Annotated in this window: 21 protein-coding genes; 16 read left to right on the forward strand and 5 right to left on the reverse strand. The window is 41.6% G+C overall.

Annotated features, from left to right (window positions below):
* Nucleotides 1-167 precede the first annotated feature (167 nt).
* Nucleotides 168-1,190 (reverse strand): EAL domain-containing protein, encoded by a 1,023-nt coding sequence (locus AS29_RS06490; RefSeq protein WP_051860647.1) that lies wholly within the window; start codon nucleotides 1,188-1,190, stop codon nucleotides 168-170.
* Between the two features lie 191 nt (nucleotides 1,191-1,381).
* On the opposite strand from AS29_RS06490, the gene pfkA reads away from it, so the two are divergent.
* Entirely contained in the window at nucleotides 1,382-2,341 is a 960-nt protein-coding gene (pfkA, locus tag AS29_RS06495; protein ID WP_035406962.1) for a 6-phosphofructokinase, read from the forward strand.
* Nucleotides 2,342-2,378: 37 nt separating this feature from the next.
* On the opposite strand, the gene AS29_RS06500 is transcribed toward pfkA, so the two are convergent.
* Nucleotides 2,379-2,843 carry a membrane protein gene (locus tag AS29_RS06500; protein ID WP_035407131.1) on the reverse strand — a complete coding sequence of 155 codons (465 nt, stop codon included), beginning with the start codon at nucleotides 2,841-2,843 and terminating at the stop codon, nucleotides 2,379-2,381.
* A 156-nt stretch (nucleotides 2,844-2,999) separates the two neighbouring features.
* Between AS29_RS06500 and AS29_RS06505 the strand changes: the two genes are divergently transcribed.
* The 4 genes from AS29_RS06505 to AS29_RS06520 all read left to right on the forward strand — a co-directional run bounded on the left by AS29_RS06505 (nucleotide 3,000) and on the right by AS29_RS06520 (nucleotide 4,158).
* A complete protein-coding gene (locus AS29_RS06505) occupies nucleotides 3,000-3,365 on the forward strand; it encodes a PilZ domain-containing protein (RefSeq protein WP_035406965.1) in 366 nt (121 codons plus the stop codon).
* A gap of 90 nt (nucleotides 3,366-3,455) precedes the next feature.
* On the forward strand, nucleotides 3,456-3,674 hold the full coding sequence (locus AS29_RS06510) for a DUF1659 domain-containing protein (protein WP_035406968.1): 219 nt from the start codon (nucleotides 3,456-3,458) through the stop codon (nucleotides 3,672-3,674).
* A 17-nt stretch (nucleotides 3,675-3,691) separates the two neighbouring features.
* Entirely contained in the window at nucleotides 3,692-3,910 is a 219-nt protein-coding gene (locus AS29_RS06515) for a DUF2922 domain-containing protein (protein ID WP_035406972.1), read from the forward strand.
* A gap of 53 nt (nucleotides 3,911-3,963) precedes the next feature.
* A complete protein-coding gene (locus tag AS29_RS06520) occupies nucleotides 3,964-4,158 on the forward strand; it encodes a YvrJ family protein (protein ID WP_035406975.1) in 195 nt (64 codons plus the stop codon).
* Nucleotides 4,159-4,201: 43 nt separating this feature from the next.
* On the opposite strand, the gene AS29_RS06525 is transcribed toward AS29_RS06520, so the two are convergent.
* Both AS29_RS06525 and AS29_RS06530 read right to left on the reverse strand, forming a co-directional pair.
* The gene (locus tag AS29_RS06525; protein WP_035406979.1) at nucleotides 4,202-7,366 is read right to left on the reverse strand and encodes an efflux RND transporter permease subunit; all 3,165 of its coding nucleotides are present in this window, start codon (nucleotides 7,364-7,366) and stop codon (nucleotides 4,202-4,204) included.
* 142 nt (nucleotides 7,367-7,508) lie between these two features.
* Nucleotides 7,509-7,724: a WYL domain-containing protein gene (locus tag AS29_RS06530; protein ID WP_035406982.1), complete on the reverse strand. Its 216-nt coding sequence runs from the start codon at nucleotides 7,722-7,724 to the stop codon at nucleotides 7,509-7,511.
* A gap of 115 nt (nucleotides 7,725-7,839) precedes the next feature.
* Between AS29_RS06530 and AS29_RS06535 the strand changes: the two genes are divergently transcribed.
* The 3 genes from AS29_RS06535 to AS29_RS22030 all read left to right on the forward strand — a co-directional run bounded on the left by AS29_RS06535 (nucleotide 7,840) and on the right by AS29_RS22030 (nucleotide 8,724).
* Nucleotides 7,840-8,049, forward strand: coding sequence for a hypothetical protein (locus AS29_RS06535; RefSeq protein WP_035406986.1), 210 nt, complete (start codon nucleotides 7,840-7,842; stop codon nucleotides 8,047-8,049).
* A gap of 90 nt (nucleotides 8,050-8,139) precedes the next feature.
* Nucleotides 8,140-8,382, forward strand: coding sequence for a hypothetical protein (locus AS29_RS06540; protein WP_035407134.1), 243 nt, complete (start codon nucleotides 8,140-8,142; stop codon nucleotides 8,380-8,382).
* 258 nt (nucleotides 8,383-8,640) lie between these two features.
* Nucleotides 8,641-8,724 (forward strand): putative holin-like toxin, encoded by an 84-nt coding sequence (locus AS29_RS22030; RefSeq protein WP_426845114.1) that lies wholly within the window; start codon nucleotides 8,641-8,643, stop codon nucleotides 8,722-8,724.
* Nucleotides 8,725-9,051: 327 nt separating this feature from the next.
* On the opposite strand, the gene AS29_RS21880 is transcribed toward AS29_RS22030, so the two are convergent.
* Nucleotides 9,052-9,177, reverse strand: coding sequence for a hypothetical protein (locus AS29_RS21880; protein ID WP_269449389.1), 126 nt, complete (start codon nucleotides 9,175-9,177; stop codon nucleotides 9,052-9,054).
* A 138-nt stretch (nucleotides 9,178-9,315) separates the two neighbouring features.
* Here AS29_RS21880 and AS29_RS06545 point away from each other — a divergent pair, with 138 nt between their 5' ends.
* The 8 genes from AS29_RS06545 to AS29_RS06580 all read left to right on the forward strand — a co-directional run bounded on the left by AS29_RS06545 (nucleotide 9,316) and on the right by AS29_RS06580 (nucleotide 18,340).
* A complete protein-coding gene (locus AS29_RS06545; RefSeq protein ID WP_035406988.1) occupies nucleotides 9,316-10,380 on the forward strand; it encodes a Gfo/Idh/MocA family oxidoreductase in 1,065 nt (354 codons plus the stop codon).
* Between the two features lie 45 nt (nucleotides 10,381-10,425).
* Nucleotides 10,426-10,836: a DUF6843 domain-containing protein gene (locus AS29_RS06550; protein WP_035406991.1), complete on the forward strand. Its 411-nt coding sequence runs from the start codon at nucleotides 10,426-10,428 to the stop codon at nucleotides 10,834-10,836.
* A gap of 118 nt (nucleotides 10,837-10,954) precedes the next feature.
* The gene (glcT, locus tag AS29_RS06555) at nucleotides 10,955-11,800 is read left to right on the forward strand and encodes a glucose PTS transporter transcription antiterminator GlcT (RefSeq protein WP_035406994.1); all 846 of its coding nucleotides are present in this window, start codon (nucleotides 10,955-10,957) and stop codon (nucleotides 11,798-11,800) included.
* Between the two features lie 237 nt (nucleotides 11,801-12,037).
* On the forward strand, nucleotides 12,038-14,137 hold the full coding sequence (ptsG, locus tag AS29_RS06560) for a glucose-specific PTS transporter subunit IIBC (protein ID WP_035406997.1): 2,100 nt from the start codon (nucleotides 12,038-12,040) through the stop codon (nucleotides 14,135-14,137).
* 102 nt (nucleotides 14,138-14,239) lie between these two features.
* The gene (locus AS29_RS06565) at nucleotides 14,240-14,506 is read left to right on the forward strand and encodes a phosphocarrier protein HPr (protein WP_035407000.1); all 267 of its coding nucleotides are present in this window, start codon (nucleotides 14,240-14,242) and stop codon (nucleotides 14,504-14,506) included.
* Nucleotides 14,506-16,224, forward strand: coding sequence for a phosphoenolpyruvate--protein phosphotransferase (gene ptsP / locus AS29_RS06570; RefSeq protein WP_035407003.1), 1,719 nt, complete (start codon nucleotides 14,506-14,508; stop codon nucleotides 16,222-16,224). The genes AS29_RS06565 and ptsP overlap by 1 nt, the downstream gene beginning before the upstream one ends.
* A gap of 213 nt (nucleotides 16,225-16,437) precedes the next feature.
* Nucleotides 16,438-17,982, forward strand: coding sequence for an ATP-binding protein (locus AS29_RS06575; RefSeq protein WP_035407005.1), 1,545 nt, complete (start codon nucleotides 16,438-16,440; stop codon nucleotides 17,980-17,982).
* Between the two features lie 112 nt (nucleotides 17,983-18,094).
* Nucleotides 18,095-18,340, forward strand: coding sequence for a transcriptional regulator SplA domain-containing protein (locus tag AS29_RS06580; protein WP_035407008.1), 246 nt, complete (start codon nucleotides 18,095-18,097; stop codon nucleotides 18,338-18,340).
* Nucleotides 18,341-18,345: the final 5 nt, after the last annotated feature.

An 18,345-nucleotide genomic window follows, 5' to 3' on the forward strand; every position in this document is an offset into this window, starting at 1 on the left:
TCAGGGAACCAAAAAAAAACGAAATCTAGGCACCCTTAGCTTCGCGTTGTCTTTTTCAAGAAGTTATTTTCAGGGTAGCTTTGAATAAACCAAACCACGCATGTCCAGGCGGATGTGCGTGGTTTTTATATGTTTATAAAAAGAAAATGAAATGGCCGGCAGTTCCATTACTGAATCATATCGGCAAACAATTTTTCTTGTCCTGCAGGGGATGCTTCAGGTTTTCCAATTAAATACCCCTGACCCAGTGTAATTCCGATTGATTGCAAAAAGGTATATTCATCTTCTGTTTCGATTCCTTCCGCCAGAACAGTGATGGATAAATCGTCAGCCAGAGCTTGTACATTTTTAAGGAAAGTTTGTTTTTCAGAATCTTTATGGCAATCGGTAATATAATGGCGATCGATTTTCACGAAGTCAGGTTTCAGGTTTTCCAGAACCTCGTAAGTAGAATATCCGCTGCCCATATCATCAAGCGCTACTTTCATGCCGTTTGCCCGATATGTGTCCAGTATACTCTTTAAGTGTTCCATATCATTGATTTTTTCGGTTTCTACTACTTCAAATATTAAGTCATCCGGACTGACTCCGTATTGCTTTACCATTTTAAAGGTGTGCTGCAGGCAGTGCTCGGGGTTATAAATAGAAGACGGGATAAAGTTAATGAAAGATTTGATGCCATGCTTAACTTGATTTGAGCGGGCAATAATGGCAAGCTCCCGTGCCCTTCGATCAAGAATAGACTGCATCCCTGTTTTAATCGCAGTGTCAAAGAGTTTAAAAGGCGACACAGGTGGATTAAAGCTTCTCAGCAGCGATTCATAGCCGAAAATCTGACCGCTTTCCAAATTCACGATTGGCTGAAAGAAACTTAGAAATTCCCCTTTGTTAATCAGGCTGACAAGGTCTTTGTATATAACACGTTCATAAATATAGCTAAAGGGAGAATAGGCGAGAGGCTGTTCAGGATTTCTTGACAGGGCCCCTTTTATTAGACTGGTATTTGTCTGTTCATGAAGGTCTTGCAGCAGGCTTGCGAGTTCTTTCCCATTTGAATAGGGGATTGATAAGCTTCCATCCGCATTCTCCAAAAATTTTCTGGCAGTAACATTTTCTTCTAGATTATGCAGAATCAAAAAGCCGTTATCAGGAAATGGAGGCGCAGGTGTACAGGAAGTGCAGTAGTTCATTATGTCGCTCCTTTTTGGTTTCTTAGACCAAATGTAATGAGTCTATTGTATCAAAAACGGTGGGAATTTTACAGCGATAAATCAGAATGAAATTATATTTAGTAAGGTAAGGTTTTTGTTTTGAGAAATTCCCTGATGGGGATTATAGTAGAAGAGGACTTAGTAAGCACGATACATATGAGGTGAAAAAAATGAAGAAAATTGCAGTACTGACAAGCGGAGGAGACTCTCCAGGCATGAATGCAGCCATCCGGGCAGTTGTAAGGAAAGGGATATACAGCGGTCTGGAGGTTTACGGAGTATATCAAGGCTATCAAGGTTTAATGCAGGGACAGATTAAAAAGCTTGAAGTGGGATCTGTCGGTGATATTATACACCGCGGAGGAACCATGTTATATACAGCCCGCTCAGAAGAATTTAAGACAGATGAAGGCCAGCATAAAGCAATCGAACAATTGAGAGCCCATGGTATTGAAGGGCTGGTTGTGATTGGCGGGGACGGTTCCTATCAGGGTGCAGCCAAGCTCACTCAAAAAGGTTTTCCGTGCATCGGCCTGCCGGGTACAATTGATAACGATATTGCAGGAACCGACTATACGATCGGATTTGATACAGCCCTTAATACAGTTGTAGATGCAATTGATAAAATAAGGGATACAGCTACTTCCCATGACCGTACATTTATTATTGAAGTAATGGGACGCCGTGCAGGAGATATTGCTCTTTGGTCGGGCCTTGCAGGAGGAGCGGAGACAATTTTGATACCGGAGCATCCTCACGAACTGGATGATATGATGGACAGGCTGCGAAAAGGAATCAGCAGAGGTAAAAAGCACTCGATTATTGTTCTCGCAGAAGGGGTTGGCAGTGCAGATGATCTTGCCAAGGACCTGAAAACCAAGTTTGATCTTGAAACGAGAATTAGTGTCCTCGGCCACATACAGCGCGGAGGCAAGCCGACTGGAAGGGATCGTGTCCTTGCTTCACGCTTAGGGTCAAGAGCGGTTGAACTGCTCATGGAAGGTAAAGCAGGCCGTGCCATTGGAATTGTAAATGAAGTAATAACAGACCGTGATTTAATGGAAATTGCCGGACAAAAAGATCCCCTTCCAGATAAACTGTACACTTTATCACAGGAGCTTTCAATCTGACTATAGCAAAAAGCCCGCTGCTGCCAGCGGGCTTTTGCTATACCTTATAAAATCTGATGAGCAGAAATCTAATACCGAAGCCGGCTGCAAGTCCGGGTATAAGAAAAAGCATAGGAAGCCAGACTGGTCCAGGCATGATTCCAAAAAAAGAAACGCGGTCGGAAAACATGATTCCAATCGTAACAAAGTAGGCGGAAAAGGCAAATGGAAGGAAGGATAGCGGGGGGGATGGTCCATCTGCGAATTTGTAAGCATCATACATAGCAAACATATATACGCATGGGTAAAACATAAGCCATTGAGGATCTGAAGTATTAAATGCTTTAGTGATGTCCCCGTTAAAACTGTATTTTATTGTAAGATTGAAGAGTGCATTCAGATTTATTAAAAATTCGAGAGCAATAAAGACTACGCCTTTTCCGAAATGTCCGTTTAAAAACTGCCCGAACCCAGGCAGGGCAATGCTCCACAAAATGGCTTCCAGTTTGCCTGTTTTTTTCATCAAAAAGCTCCGTTCACTCGTTTTTAATAGGTTTCCCGCATCCTGCCTGAACATACATCCCGGCTAAACAATTGAGGAATGCAAAAAAAGATTGAAATATTTTCCTTTATCAGCTACCTTTACAATAGATGAATTGCAAGAAAGGGGACTTTTCTCATGCGCTACAATCGTTCTGAATCATTCCGTTTTGTATTCTCAGATCCTATTGATGCCTCATTTTCTATTACTGAAAAAGCGGGTGAGGAAATCAACACGAAACCAGGTGAAGCTGTTATTATGGACATCAGCCCATCGGGACTGAAGCTTATCTCACATCTGGAGCTGCCGATGGAGGAACCGATAATTTTACATATCTCCTTTAAGATTAGAGATGAGGAAATTGAACTGAAGGGAGAGCCGATGTGGAAAAAGCCAACCGGTTCAGGATTTCAGTATGGAATCAGAAGTCTCAATGATCAGATTCTAAAAAACAGGATTGTTAAAGAGTTAAAAGAATACGCACAAACCAAACCTAAAAATTAACCGGAACAGGCTTTTTTTATAAAAGCTTGTTTTTTTTCGCTACTTTTTCATTCCTCCGCTGTATTGCTATAACGAAAGGGGGTGAGAAACATGGCACAAGCAGTACTTATCGACAGACAGCTGCGTCTTGTATATGACCTCGGTCTTAATATGGAAGGCAAGCAGGTTTTTAAGTCAAAGACGTACAGTAATGTAAAACCTGCAGCTGATCCAGAACAGCTGTTGGCAACAGCAGTTATTCTTTCCGGACTGCAGAAATACCCGCTTTTCGCAGCAGAACGGATGGATACAAATGAAATTCAAAACTAAGAATTGGAGTGTTGTAAATGGCAAAGACGCTTGAACTGCAATTTGTAAACGAGCAGGGCAAAACCGTTACCATCAGTGTAGACGCGCCCAAAGATTCATTAACAAAGGATGAAATTGCTGAAGCGATGGACGGGTTGATGGCAGCAAATGTCTTCATTTCCGGAGGCGGAAATCTGACATCGAAAAAAGGGGCAAGAACGGTTGACCGAACGGTTACCGAAATGGAAATAAAATAACTGAAACAGGGGGCTGACATTGTCAGTCCCCTGTTTCGAAAGGAGGAAGCCTGATGGAACAATGGCTTCAGTTAATTGGGGATACGGGATTTCCAATTGTCGTAACCATGTATTTGATGCATAGGATTGAAGGCAAGCTTGATGTGTTAATCCAAACCATTCAAATGCTTCCGGTGCGTATGCAGGAGGAAAACAGGGAATCTGGAGATCGGCTGGGCAGAATCCATTTAACTGAAAAAGTGCAATGAAAAAAGCCCGGTCTCATATTGAGACCGGGCTTTAAATCAGTTATTATACTTCAGCGGACATGCTGTTTCTTTTACGTTCCTTTTTGGCTTGTTTAATGAAAAATAACTCGTAAACAACTGGTACGATAATAAGAGTAAGCAATGTTGATGAAGTTAATCCGCCAATTACTGTGATGGCAAGACCCTTAGAAATCAAGGTTCCGGAAGAAGTCGTGAATGCTAAAGGCAAAAGTGCCGCAATCGTTGCAAAGGCCGTCATCAGTATTGGACGCAAACGTGTTTTACCGGCTTCAATAAGCGCTTCGCGAATAACATGCCCTTTTTGTTCACGGTTTTGTCCAATTCGGTCTACCATAACAATGGCATTCGTCGTCACGATTCCAATTAGCATAAGCAGGCCGATCATAACACTGACACTAAGCGGTTCTTTCGCTAAATATAAGCCTAAGAGAGACCCGACCGGTACAAAAATCAAGGAAGAAAGAATGACGAATGGGATACGCGCCTGACCGAATGTAATCAGCATTGTAATATATACAAGCCCGATTGCAACGGCCATTGCCAGCCCAAGCTGCTGGAATGTCTGAACCGTTTCATCGCTTCCTCCGCCTCCTTCAAAAGATACTCCCTTAGGAAGATCAACATCGCTTTTTACCCCTTCAATGACAGAGGAAGAGACTTCTGCTATATTATCTGATGTAATTTGCGCACTAACCTGAGCGTACACTTTACCATCTAATCGCTGAATGGAAGTATAAGCGTCCGTTTCTTTCACGTCAGCCACATCAGAAAGCTTAATAGGACCCTTTTGACTGAAAATCACAGTATCTTTCAGCTTATCAACCGATGTAACATCTTCACCATAACTTAACTCAACGCTCCGTTCCTTTCCGTCCAACTTCAAATCCCCGACATCGACCGGTTTGGTCTGATCAGAAACGGTGCCAAGCACTTGGAAGCCTGAAACGCCATATTCATCAGCCTTTTCAGGTTTGATTGTTACAACAGCCTGCTTTTGTTTATCAGCAAAGTTGTTGGAAACATATTTCAGATCTTTGTTTTTATTTAAGTAATCCTCTACTTTTTTCGCAGCATCTGATAAAGCATTTAAATCATTGGAATAAAGGTCAATATTTACATTGTTATTGGAAGGCGGGCCACCGCTGCTTTGCTCCTGAATGCCAAGCTTAGCTTCGGGTGCCTGCACCTCTGCGATATTTTCCATCTTTTTCTGTAAATCTTTAATATACTCTGAAACCTCTGTTCCGTCTTTCAAGGTAATAAAGTAACTGGCTTTATTCTCCCTCTTTAAGCCGGTAGTGAAATCACGGCTTCCGACTCCTGCGGTGATTTCTTCAATCGCTTCTTCTTTATCGAACATTTTTTCAAGCTCAAGCGAGACTTCGTTTGTCTTATCCAGAGTAGTGGAAGACGGCAGTTCAATACTAGCTACCAATGTTTTTTGTTCTTCGTTTGGAATGAAGGTAAAGCCAAGCCCGCTTACTAGGAACACAGATCCAAATAGCAGGAGAAGGGAAAGACCGATTACAGTGATTTTGTGATTAAGAGACCATTCAATCACGCCGGCATAAAACTTTTGAAGCGGTCCTTCTTTTTCTTCCTTAGGTACTTTTTTAAATGAAAACCTTGCTAGGATCGGTACGATGGTAACCGATACAAGAAGGGATGTGATCAGTGAAAAGATAATCGTTAGTGCAAAAGGAAGGAAGAATTCTCCAGTAATGCCTCCGACAAACCCGAGCGGCAGGAATACGACAACCGTGGTAATGGTTGAAGATGTGATAGCCTTCAATATTTCTTTTGTGGAGTCCTCAATTAGTTCATTAGTTACACCTGTATTTGTTTTCCTTACTCGTCTGAATACATTCTCGATTACAACGATGCTGTCATCGACAACCCGGCCTACTGCAACTGCCATTCCGCCAAGCGTCATGATATTCAATGAGATATCAAGCTGATTTAAGAAAATGGATGTTACTAGCAGTGAAAGAGGGATGGATACTATCGCAATAATCGTTGCCCGGAAATTCCGCAGGAAAACCAATACAGCAAGCGATGCAAACAAAGCTCCAAGCAGACCTTCGCGAATCAGCGTCTCTACGGATTTCTCAATTCCTTCAGCCTGATCAAATCCGATGGAATAATCAAGCTCATCATTGTATTTCTCAAGGGTTTTGATTACTTCGTCTGCAACCTCAACCGTGTTAGCATCCTGTTTCTTTGTTATCGCCATTGATAAAGAATCTTTTAGATTATATCTTGTCAGCTCCGGACGGTCGGTTACAGTTTCAATCTTTGCAATGTCTTTTAATTTAACCGGTTCCTGCTGAGCTTGCTGTGCTGAACCAGCAGCTGCAGAAGGCGCATCTCCTTGAGGAGGACCCGCTGGTGATTGGGTGCTTGGAGCTTGCTGGCCTTGTGATGCTCCCTCTTGAGGAGCTGATGGGGCAGAAGCTGCTGTGGTGAGCTGCAGCTCTTTTAATGTATTTACTTCATTTAAGCCTTCTTGAACCCTGATTGGAATTTCGGTATCTTTTTCAACCACGTTTCCAGCAGGGAAAGATAAGTATTTTTCGTTAATTTTGTCTTTTATTTGTGAAAGAGAAAGTCCGCTTTTTTCAGCCTTTTCCTTATCAACTGTTATTCGGACAACTTCTTCCTTCAATCCTCCGACCGATACACTATTGATTCCGGAAATTTTATTAAGCTCTGGAATCACATCGTCCTGAAGGAGTTTTTCAATATCGGCATCCTCTTTTGTGAAAAGGGATATGTTGAAGATAGGGAAGGTTCCAAATGAAAAACGGTTGACTTTCGTCTCGGCTGTATCAGGCAGATTTGCTTCACCAATTAAGGTGTTGATTTGATCTTCTACCTTGTCAATGTCCGTATTAAACGGGAATTCCAGATTTATAATTCCGACACTTTCATAAGAAGAACTTGTGATGCTTTTAACACCATCAATGCCTTTAAATTCATCTTCAAGCTTGGATGTTACCTGTTCGCTGACATCGTCAGGAGATGCACCGGGATACACAGCTTCGACCGATACTTGAGGAAATTCAATGTTCGGCAGGAGATCTACCTTAAGCTGTGTAAAGCTGTATAGCCCTCCAAGAATCAGGAGAAAGGAAATAATAAAAACAGCTACCGCATTTTTAAGGCTAAATTTTGTTAAAAAATTCATGGCTACACCTCTTTGTTTTAGTTATACAAAAGTTATACAAGATTTACTATACTCCCTTTTTCGTGAAATTGCATCTATAAAACGTAAATTATTTGTGACGAAATTGTAATCATGGCCCCATTCAATTCAAAGCCCTCCTGAATTAGCTGGAGTAATCCGAGGAGGTGAAACTTGCGGCTAATATCTGATCCACACGAAATGTCCGCATTTTTCCTCTAAGCAGACATCTTGCAATGATTGATGTGGCAGTTTTCTTCATAATAATGATGTTTCTCTGGCTGATTTCACCTTTCTTTGAAAGATAAATCACTTGTATAGGTTTTTGATGATCCATGCTTTCCCTGAATAAATAGCCCATTTTTTACCCTCCATTGAGTTCATTAAATACATTATATGCGAACATGTGTACTTAATGCTATTATAATAGAACGCATGTTCTTAAAAGTATACGGTATTTCTGGAGGGAAATGGATATGAGACATTACATTATGTACACATATGTTATACAAGGCGAGAGATTTATGAAGATTATGGATTTCCAGGAAGGACGTATTATAGAGGTTTCTGTTGCAGAATGGGAAGAGGGAGGGCTGTATTATGAATTAGCAATGGACCTGGAAGGGTTTAAGAGGAAAATTAATGAAGGCCACTATGATTATTACCCGCCAAAAACAAAAAAATGAAGGAGGGGGGAGGGGCGGTATCGAATTACTTAATCAATAGAGAAATGACTTTTTACTGCAGGGCATACACTTTACAAAGGGGTGTTGGCAATGTCGGAAAAGGAACAAATCCAGGAAGTTCATAAGCTGTCGCAGGATATCTTAAGAACACTTTTAAAGGATGGGTATGAGGGTGATAACAGGGGATTAAGGAAAGCAGTTGAGCTTTTGTCGAGATCAGTTGGGGACTTGTCGGTCATGCATGATAAACGAGATGTTTGCCACGAGGATCTATTGAAAGGGACACTGGCTAAGGTGCGAATATCCTATAATGCAATACAAAACAATCAATAGACATCGAGTGAATCCGTTTCTAATTTTAGAAACGGATTTATTTAGGCTTGTGCCAGTGCCCGCAAAATGAAGGCGGACTTCCTTCCGTATCTATTGGCTGGTCACGATTGTCATTGGGCTCCCCTTGTAAAATGTGGGCTATAGGACTTATTTTACCAAACGTGTGTTCTGTTTTGGGCTGGTTATGTGCTATAATGGACTTGCAGCAGGTTGCCCGGATAACGGGAGAATCCCCTTGCGGAAAGGGGGTGAGGTGGCATGACCATTTATGAGAGTCTGATTTTGATGCTCACGTTTGGTTCTGTGGTTATCGCGATTCTTTCTTTTCCGAGAAAAAAATAACCTTCTCAAAAAGAGAAGGCTAACACACTGAGTAATTCTGCTGTGGCTGTATTAGATGTTGGCGCATCTAATCAGCCTTATACCGGTTTTCAATCCATTTAAAGTATATCACACTTTCTAACCTGACTATCCTTCTTTTTCATTTACATAAAGGAATAATTTAGAAATGAAATCTGCGTATTAATGAATATTATCAGCGGGCAGACCATTTAGATATATTTTCCGGGGCCGGCATAAAGCCGATCCCATAGAAGAAAGGTTTGAAAAAACAGAGTAAAAAGAAGAGGCAGAGGAAGGTGAATCCATCCTCTGCCTTTTTATGTAGCTTTATTTTTGCTGTTTATTTTCTTTTTTTGCATTCATTTCTTTGCTGAATTCAGTATCAGCTTTTTGGTTTTGCTGGTTTTGCTGGTTTTTCTGTTCTTTACTTTCATTCTGGTTGTTGTTAGTCATTTTTTATCCTCCTTTGCTTAAAAAGTTACGTAAGGGGTATTAAATCATCACGTACGCATCCTATTTTTACCTTTTCTTATCATTCTATACATGGATTTAAGTTGAAAATCCGCATTTACTTAAAGGAGGGGCTTATAAATGGAAAAGATCCGATCAGGATTAGTTGGATATGGATTATCAGGCCAGGTTTTTCATGCGCCATTTTTGCATGTAAACCCTCGGTTTGATTTATCAATGGTGATGGAGCGGTCTAAAAATCTTGCTAAAAAAAACTATCCTTATACGGAAAGAGTGACTTCATATGAGGAAATAATTGAGGATGACTCGATCGAACTGGTGATTATTACAACGCCTAATAAACATCATTATGAAATGGTTGAGCTGGCGCTATTAAAAGGGAAACATGTTCTCGTAGAAAAACCCTTCACCATTTCTTCCTCAGAAGGCTATAAACTATCCAGGCTTGCAAAGGAACAAAAGAAGGTTCTGGCTGTGTATCACAACCGCAGGTGGGATGGAGACTTTCTTACAGTTAGAGCGCTGCTTCAGCAGGGGATGCTTGGAAAACCTGCCGCTTATGAAGCTCATTTCGATCGGTTCGAAAAGAATGTAAGCTCCGGTGCCTGGCGGGAAAAGGATCATCCTGGATCAGGCATTGTATATGATTTGGGCTCTCATTTAATTGATCAAGCTCTCTCACTTTTCGGAGTTCCAATAGAAATAAGTGCAGACATTGACATTCAGAGAAAAGGCGGTGCCGCAGATGATGCTTTTGCCATCAGGCTTTACTATCCGGAACTGACTGCCGTCCTTAAATCAGGGATGCTTGTCAGGGAGCCGGGGCCTCGCTTTCAAGTTCATGGGAGCAATGGTTCGTATGTAAAATACGGAATTGACCCCCAGGAAGAAAGACTGGGTGCAGGAATGATGCCCGATGATGATGGAATCGGCATAGAGGAAGAAGAAATGTGGGGAATATTAAACACTGATATAAACGGGCTCCATTATAAAGGGAAGATTGAAACGCTTCCAGGACAATACATGTCATTTTATGACGGCCTTTACCGATCAATCCGGGAAGGGGAGGCAGCACCTGTTCAGGCTGAGGATGCTGCAGATGTGATCAAAATCATCGAATGCGCTAAAATCAGCGCGGCAGCAAAAAGGACCGTTTCTTTTTCTGAACAGCAGGCTGCTGAATAGATATATGATGGTTATGCCACTCTAGTAAAAAGAGGAGTGAGTATAATGAAAAAACGTTATATAGCCGCGGCATTCGCCCTGCTGATTTCATCAGGATGCAAGGAGGATGATCAGGCATCTCCAAGAACTTTTTTAATTCCTGAAGGGTATACCGGCTGGGTGAAAATCGAATACGACAGCACAGTAAAAGCTTCTACTTCCCAAAATGAAGGGGAAGTCCTGAAGGCAGATTCCAAAGGATTAATTAAAACGCGCGGCAGCAACATTCATGAAGGATGGGCTGAAAGCGACTATTTCTATGTGAATGAAAAAGGGGAAAAAAAGAAATTGAATCCGGATCAAATGATTCATGGGAACTCCAGCGGAAGAGAGTCAAATGAAAGAACCGAACAATATTTTTTTATTGGAACGAAAGAAGAGTTTCAGAAAAATCAATACAAACCTGAACACCCTTAATGGCTCCTTTTTGATTCTTACTCTTAATTTCAACAATATCCGACAATATTCGTTGACGTCAGGCTTAAACACCTGTACGATATGAAGGGTTATAGCATGAAAAGGAGCTGGGTAGGTCGTGAGTACGCCCTTTATCGTTAAGAAAGTCCTTAATAATAATGTGCTGATTGCTGATCACCTGGAGTTTCATGAGGTTGTCCTTATAGGCAGGGGAATTGGTTTTGGCAGATCTAAAGGCGATCAAATTGAAGAACATTCCTATGAAAAAATGTTTGTGCTCAAAAATGAAAAGGAACAGGAACAATATAAAATGCTTCTTCCTTATATTGATGAAGAGGTTATTGCCGTCATTCATGAAGTGATTCAGCATATTGAGGCCAGGCTGGATCAGCCGCTGAATGAACACATTCATATTGGCCTGACAGACCACATCTCTTTCGCACTGAAAAGAAAAAAGCAGGGGATGGATCTGAAAAATCCTTTCATGATTGAAACAAAAACATTGTATCCTCTGGAGTATGAGCTTGCCAAAGAAGCGGTTGATATGATTGAGAAGCGCTTGAATGTCAGTCTCCCTGAAGGAGAAGTAGGATTTATTGTTCTTCATATTCATGGTGCCATTACAGATAAGCCTTTACGTGAAGTGAACCAATCTTCACAGCTGATCGCCCTTTTAACAGGAATTATCGAGGACTCTTTAAAAATCCAAATTGATCGCGAAAGCATCAATTATTTAAGGCTTGTCCGGCATATTCGTTTTACAATTGACCGGGTACAGGCAGGAGAAAAACTCGAAGAACCAGAAAAAATGGCAGACCTGTTGAAAAACGAATATCCTCTATGCTATAATACTGCTTGGAAATTAGTAAAAGTGATGCAGCAAACGCTTAAAAAGCCTGTATATAATGCAGAAGCAGTATACCTGACCATGCATTTATACCGTCTATCCAATAAAATAACGTAACCGGTATCAGCGTGTAACTGATTCGATCAGGCATGAGTGATCAAGGCTTAGGTTTTCCGGCTTCCTGTTTTGGGAATGGTTTATTCGGGGAATCTTCACACCTTGTTTCACCATGCCTTTTTTATTTGTTTTTTAGCGATTTTTGCTAACGGCTAATAAGAAAACGGTTGCAACATGCATTTATAGGATTTTTTTGCGTCTGCACGCACAAAATAGGGTCAAGGAGGATTGAATCGAATGTTCAAAAATTTATTTGGCGTTTTGCAGAAAATCGGTAAAGCACTTATGCTTCCGGTAGCGATTTTGCCAGCGGCAGGAATATTGCTTGCCTTTGGTAACGCGATGCAAAACCCTCAGCTAACAGCAAAAATACCTGCATTAACAAATGAAACCTTTACATTAATCGCAAAGGTGATGGAATCCTCAGGGGACATCGTCTTTTCTAATCTCCCGCTTCTTTTTGCAGTAGGGGTAGCGATAGGACTCGCTAAAGGTGATGGTGTTGCGGGAATCGCGGCAATCATCGGTTACCTGGTCATGAACGCGACAATGAGCGCCGTTCTTACTCAAACTGGACAGCTTCCAACAGATGCTGTTGAGTTGGCGAACTTCTTCAAGGCTGGTCATCCTGAATATGCCAAAGTCCTTGGGATGGCAACACTTCAGACCGGGGTATTCGGCGGGATTATAATAGGTGTTCTTGCGGCTTCCATGTACAACCGTTTTTATAATATTGAGCTTCCTCAGTATCTTGGGTTCTTCGCAGGAAAGCGCTTTGTTCCAATTGTAACCGCTGTTTCTGCTTTAATTATCGGATTGATCATGCTATTTGTATGGCCTCCGGTTCAAACTGGCCTAAACGCATTCTCAACAGGATTGCTTGATGCAAATCCAACTCTTGCGGCATTCGTATTTGGTTTGATTGAACGTTCTTTAATTCCGTTCGGTCTTCATCACATTTTCTACGCACCGTTCTGGTTTGAATTTGGTAACTATACGAATCAGGCAGGAGAGCTTGTACGCGGTGATCAGCGTATTTTCATGGCACAAATTAAAGACGGCGCTGAATTGACAGCTGGTACATTTATGACTGGTAAGTTCCCGTTCATGATGTTCGGACTTCCTGCAGCGGCTCTTGCCATTTATCACGAAGCACGTCCTGAAAACAAAAAGCTTGTTGCAGGTATCATGGGTTCTGCAGCATTAACTTCCTTCTTAACAGGGATTACAGAACCCCTTGAGTTTAGCTTCCTGTTTGTTGCACCAATACTTTTTGGTATCCATGCAGTGTTTGCAGGCCTTTCCTTTATGGTTATGCAATTGCTTAATGTTAAAATTGGTATGACATTCTCCGGTGGGGTTATCGACTATGTCCTATTCGGTATTCTTCCAAACCGGACAGACTGGTGGCTTGTTATTCCGGTAGGACTTGTCCTGGCTGTTGTTTATTACTTCGGCTTCCGCTTTGCGATTCGCAAGTTCAATCTGGGAACTCCTGGCCGTGAAGAAGTCAAAGCTGAAGAAGGCGGCGACAGCGCACAAGCTGGAGAAGGAGATCTTCCTTACGAAATTCTTCAAGCTCTTGGAGGACAGGAAAACATTAAGGATCTTGATGCATGTATCACCAGACTTCGTGTGCAAGTTCAAGATGTGAAAGCTGTTAAAAAAGACCGTCTGAAAAACCTTGGAGCATCAGGTGTCCTTGAAGTCGGTAACAACATTCAGGCTATTTTTGGACCTAAATCCGATAACCTTAAAGGACAGATTCAAGATGTCATTGCGGGGAAACGTCCTCGTCCGCAGCAGCCTGTTAATGTGAAAGAGGAAATAGAACAGCAAATCGAAGAAGTGAATCCAGAAGCTCTTCAAAATCACTTTGATTCTGAGCATTTTGTTTCTCCGATTCACGGCCGTATTCACCCGATTACAGAGGTGCCTGATCAAGTGTTCTCTGGAAAAATGATGGGTGACGGATTTGCCATCGAGCCAATTGAAGGTACAGTCGTATCTCCGGTAGATGGAAAAATCCTGAACATCTTCCCTACGAAGCATGCGATTGGAATTCTTTCCGACAGCGGCCATGAAATATTAATTCACGTAGGAATTGACACGGTTAGCCTGAAAGGTGAAGGTTTCGAGTCGTTCATCTCTGAAGGAGACCGAGTGAAAAAAGGACAAAAACTTCTTGAAGTCAATCTAGAATTCATAAAAGCTAATGCACCATCTACGATTACTCCGATTGTCTTCACGAATCTTAAGGACGGAGAAACACTTGAGCTTCTGGAAACAGGCGAAGTGAAAATTGAACAGAAAAACATTGTGAAAATTACAAAATAATTTGCATCGTACCGTCTCACTTGTCAGATGATGAGCGGGACTGGTAAGATAACATATTGTGAACAATTAAAAATACGCATAATGATAAAGGAGAAGATTAACATGGCTGAAAAAACATTTAAAGTAACTGCGGAATCCGGAATTCATGCACGTCCTGCAACAGTATTGGTACAAACGGCTAGCCGTTTTGATGCAGATATTAACCTTGAATACAACGGTAAAACAGTAAACCTTAAATCCATTATGGGTGTTATGTCACTTGGTATTGCAAAGGATTCTGAAATCAAAATCACTGCAAGCGGTTCTGATGAAAGCGAAGCGATTTCTGCTCTTGAAGAAACAATGAAAAACGAAGGGCTAGGAGAATAATGCTCGAGCTTAAAGGTATCGGAGCTTCTGCCGGTATTGCGATTGCGAAAGCGTATCGCCTTGAAGAACCAGAGCTTACTGTTTCCAAAACAACAGTTGCGGATCAGGATGCAGAGATTCGCCGGTTTGAAGAAGCTATTCAAAAATCAAAATCAGAGCTTGAAAAAATTAAAGACCATGCTTTTAAAGAACTTGGAAAAGACAAAGCAGAAATTTTTGCTGCTCACTTGCTTGTACTAAGCGATCCTGAGCTCTTAAATCCAGTCAAAGATAAAATCAGCAGTGATGCTTCCAATGCTGAATTTGCAATGAAAGAAACGGCTGACATGTTTGTCAGCATGTTTGAATCAATGGACAATGAATACATGAAGGAACGTGCGGCAGATATCCGTGACGTGACGAAGCGTGTCATTGCTCATCTGATTGGCGTAGAGCTTCCTAATCCATCTCTAATTTCAGAAGAGGTTGTCATTATAGCTGAAGATTTAACTCCTTCTGATACAGCTCAGTTAAACCGCCAATATGTACTAGGTTTCACTACTGATATCGGTGGCCGTACCTCTCACTCAGCCATTATGGCCCGTTCCATGGAAATTCCGGCTGTTGTTGGAACGAAAGAAGCGACAGCGAAAATTCAGAATGGAACAATGGTTATTGTAGATGGGCTTAGCGGTGATGTGATCATTGATCCATCTGCAGAAACGATTGCTGCTTATGAAGAAAAGAAGCAGCAGCACGAAGCTCAAAAAGCCGAGTGGGCGAAGCTTGTTAACGAGCCGACCGTCTCTAAAGACGGACAGCACGTTGAGCTTGCAGCAAACATTGGTACTCCTAAAGATGTTAAAGGCGTAATTGAAAACGGCGGAGAAGCAGTTGGACTTTACCGTACTGAATTCCTTTACATGGGCCGCGATCAGCTTCCTACAGAGGACGAGCAGTTCGAAGCTTACAAGGCTGTTCTAACCAATATGGAAGGCAAGCCTGTTGTCGTTCGTACACTTGATATCGGAGGAGACAAGGAGCTTCCTTACCTTCACCTTCCGAAGGAGATGAATCCATTCCTTGGTTTCCGTGCAATCCGTCTTTGCCTGGAAGAGCAGGACATTTTCAGAACACAGCTTCGCGCATTGCTTCGTGCAAGTGTTTACGGAAACCTGCGCATCATGTTCCCTATGATTGCCACTCTTGATGAGTTTAGGCAGGCAAAAGCTGTTCTTCTTGAAGAAAAAGCAGCGCTGCAATCTAAAGGTACAGTAGTTTCTGAGAATATTGAAATCGGAATAATGGTTGAAATTCCATCCACAGCTGTGATGGCAGATGTGTTTGCTAAGGAAGTAGACTTCTTCAGCATCGGAACGAATGACCTTGTGCAATATACAATGGCTGCGGACCGGATGAACGAACGGGTATCCTACCTTTATCAGCCATACAATCCTGCTATCCTGCGCTTGATCACACTTGTAATTGAAGCGGCGCATAAAGAGGGCAAATGGGTTGGAATGTGCGGAGAAATGGCTGGAGATCCAATTGCGATTCCGATTCTTCTCGGACTGGGACTGGACGAGTTCTCCATGAGTGCTACTTCCATTCTTCCGGCAAGAACACAGATCCTTAATCTTTCCAAAGAAGAAGCTGCTTCCCATAAAGAGCAGATCCTTGGAATGCAAACGACGCAAGAGGTTATTGATTTCGTAAAGAAAACATTTGACGTAAAATAAGATTGCTTAAAGGACAGGCGAAAGCCTGTCTTTTTTTGCATATTTTTGTAGAAAAATGGGCTATTGGATAGAATTTACTGATATAATGGCTGTAATCAAATACATATGAACGGGATTATAGATACGCTTCTCATTCCATCCTCATATATTTGAAGGGTGAAAAAGGGATGACAGGTCTGGCTGCGATTAATCTCATGAAGAAGAGGTTTTATAATGGATAACAAGCAGTTAATAATAAAAAGGAACCACTTTTTAATTAGGTTGCTGTGTCTTTTTTACATTTTGGACCTTGGATTTATTTACGTAATTGATGGGGTTCGGGATTACTGGCACTTATGCCTTTTTTTTGGAGTTCCGTTTATTCTCCTATTTATTACCGAAAAAAAGATGAATCCTGTGTGGCAGATGTACGCGCTGATTGCTCTTTTATACAGTTATTTATTTATGCTGAATGTGACGGTTCCATCCTTTGTTAACATCATGTTTCTAGTTTTGCCTATATTGGTTAGCACAATTTACCAGGATGGCAGAATCCTGATTTCATCCGGTCTTTTCACAGCAGCTGCTCAATTGTATTTCTTCTATGCAGATTATAATGCTCTTATGCTGAGTGTAACAAATAAAGAAATTGCGTATTATCTGCTTTTCACGATTCTGGTTCTTTTTTTCCAGCTGTACTATCTTCAATTCTTAGGAAAGCTTTGGAAACAGGTGAATGAGCAAAAGGATGCAATGGCTGTAACTCTTGAATCAACGAAGGCACAGCTGGAACTGCTTTTTTCCCAAAGTAAAGATGCAATTGCTTTGCTTGATACTGAATATAAGGTAACGGCTGTGAATCCGGCATTTGAAAAGTTATATCAAATGGCGGAAGATGATCTGAAAGGCAAGATCTATCCGCACGGTGAATATGCATTCCTTCATGATTTTACATACGAAAGATTGGAAAGCCGGATCAGCCGCACGGACCGTACCGGGGATGGCAGACTCGTAGAAGTGGAAGTGGCTGTTTCACCTATTTACGGAGACAAGGGAGCATTAATAGCCCATTCAGAAATTATCCGCGATGTGACGGAGAGAAGAACAGAGGAGCTCATGCTCATACAGGCTGAAAAGCTTAAAGTAGCGGGTGAAATGGCGGCAGGTGTTGCACATGAAATTAGAAACCCGTTGACGGTTCTGCAGGGTTTTCTGCAAATGCTTCAGGAAAATGCACCTGCCGATTACCCGTATACGGAAATCATGCTTGCGGAACTCAAACGTTTGAATGAAATTGTCAGTGAGTTTCTTATCCTTTCAAAACCTCAATCCGTAACCCGTAAATTATTTAATTTGAGGGATGTCCTTAATGAAACGATTACTTTTTTTGGTTCTGAAATGGCTCTTAATAACATTGTAATTGAGATTAGCGAAATTCAGTCGTTTTCGATAAATGGAGATGGAAATCAAATTAAGCAGGTTCTGATTAATCTTTTGAAAAATGCGAGTGATGCAATGCCAAACGGCGGAACCATTAATGTTTCTTTGATAAAAACAGAGGATCGAAAGGTAACTTTAATCATTCATGACAGCGGAAAAGGGATCCCGTCAAACGTTTTAAAGAAAATTAAAGAACCTTTCTTTACGACAAAAGAAAAAGGAACAGGACTCGGTCTTGTTATTACTGAAAAAATAATGAATCAGCATGGCGGCTCAATGGAAATTGAGAGTGAGGAAGGAAAAGGGACAAAAGTAAAACTTCATCTGCCGCTGCCTTAAAAGGAATTGACTCTAATTGGTCAGTTCCTTTTTTTTACGGATCCATCATAATATTGGATCAATCCGCAAAGATTAAAACAGAAGACGAAGAGCAAAGGAGCTGACAGAAGCGATGGACAGACAGCAGCCAAAAGCGGGAGATACTGTCTATGTTATTTATCGGAATCCCCATACCGCGAATGTAGCCGTCATAAAAGAGGCTGAAGTGGTGCAGCATCCGGAAGATGAAAATGATGTTGCATTGTTTTTATATGAGACGTATCACGAGCTGCTTCCGGATGATGCGGTTTTCTCTTCCTATGAAGAAGCGGAGCAGCTATATAATGAGCTGTTTAATCATAACCAATACGAAGGCTGAGTGAA

Source organism: Bacillus sp. SJS (genome assembly GCF_000732485.2).
Taxonomy (GTDB): Bacteria; Bacillota; Bacilli; order Bacillales; family Bacillaceae; genus Metabacillus_B; species Metabacillus_B sediminis.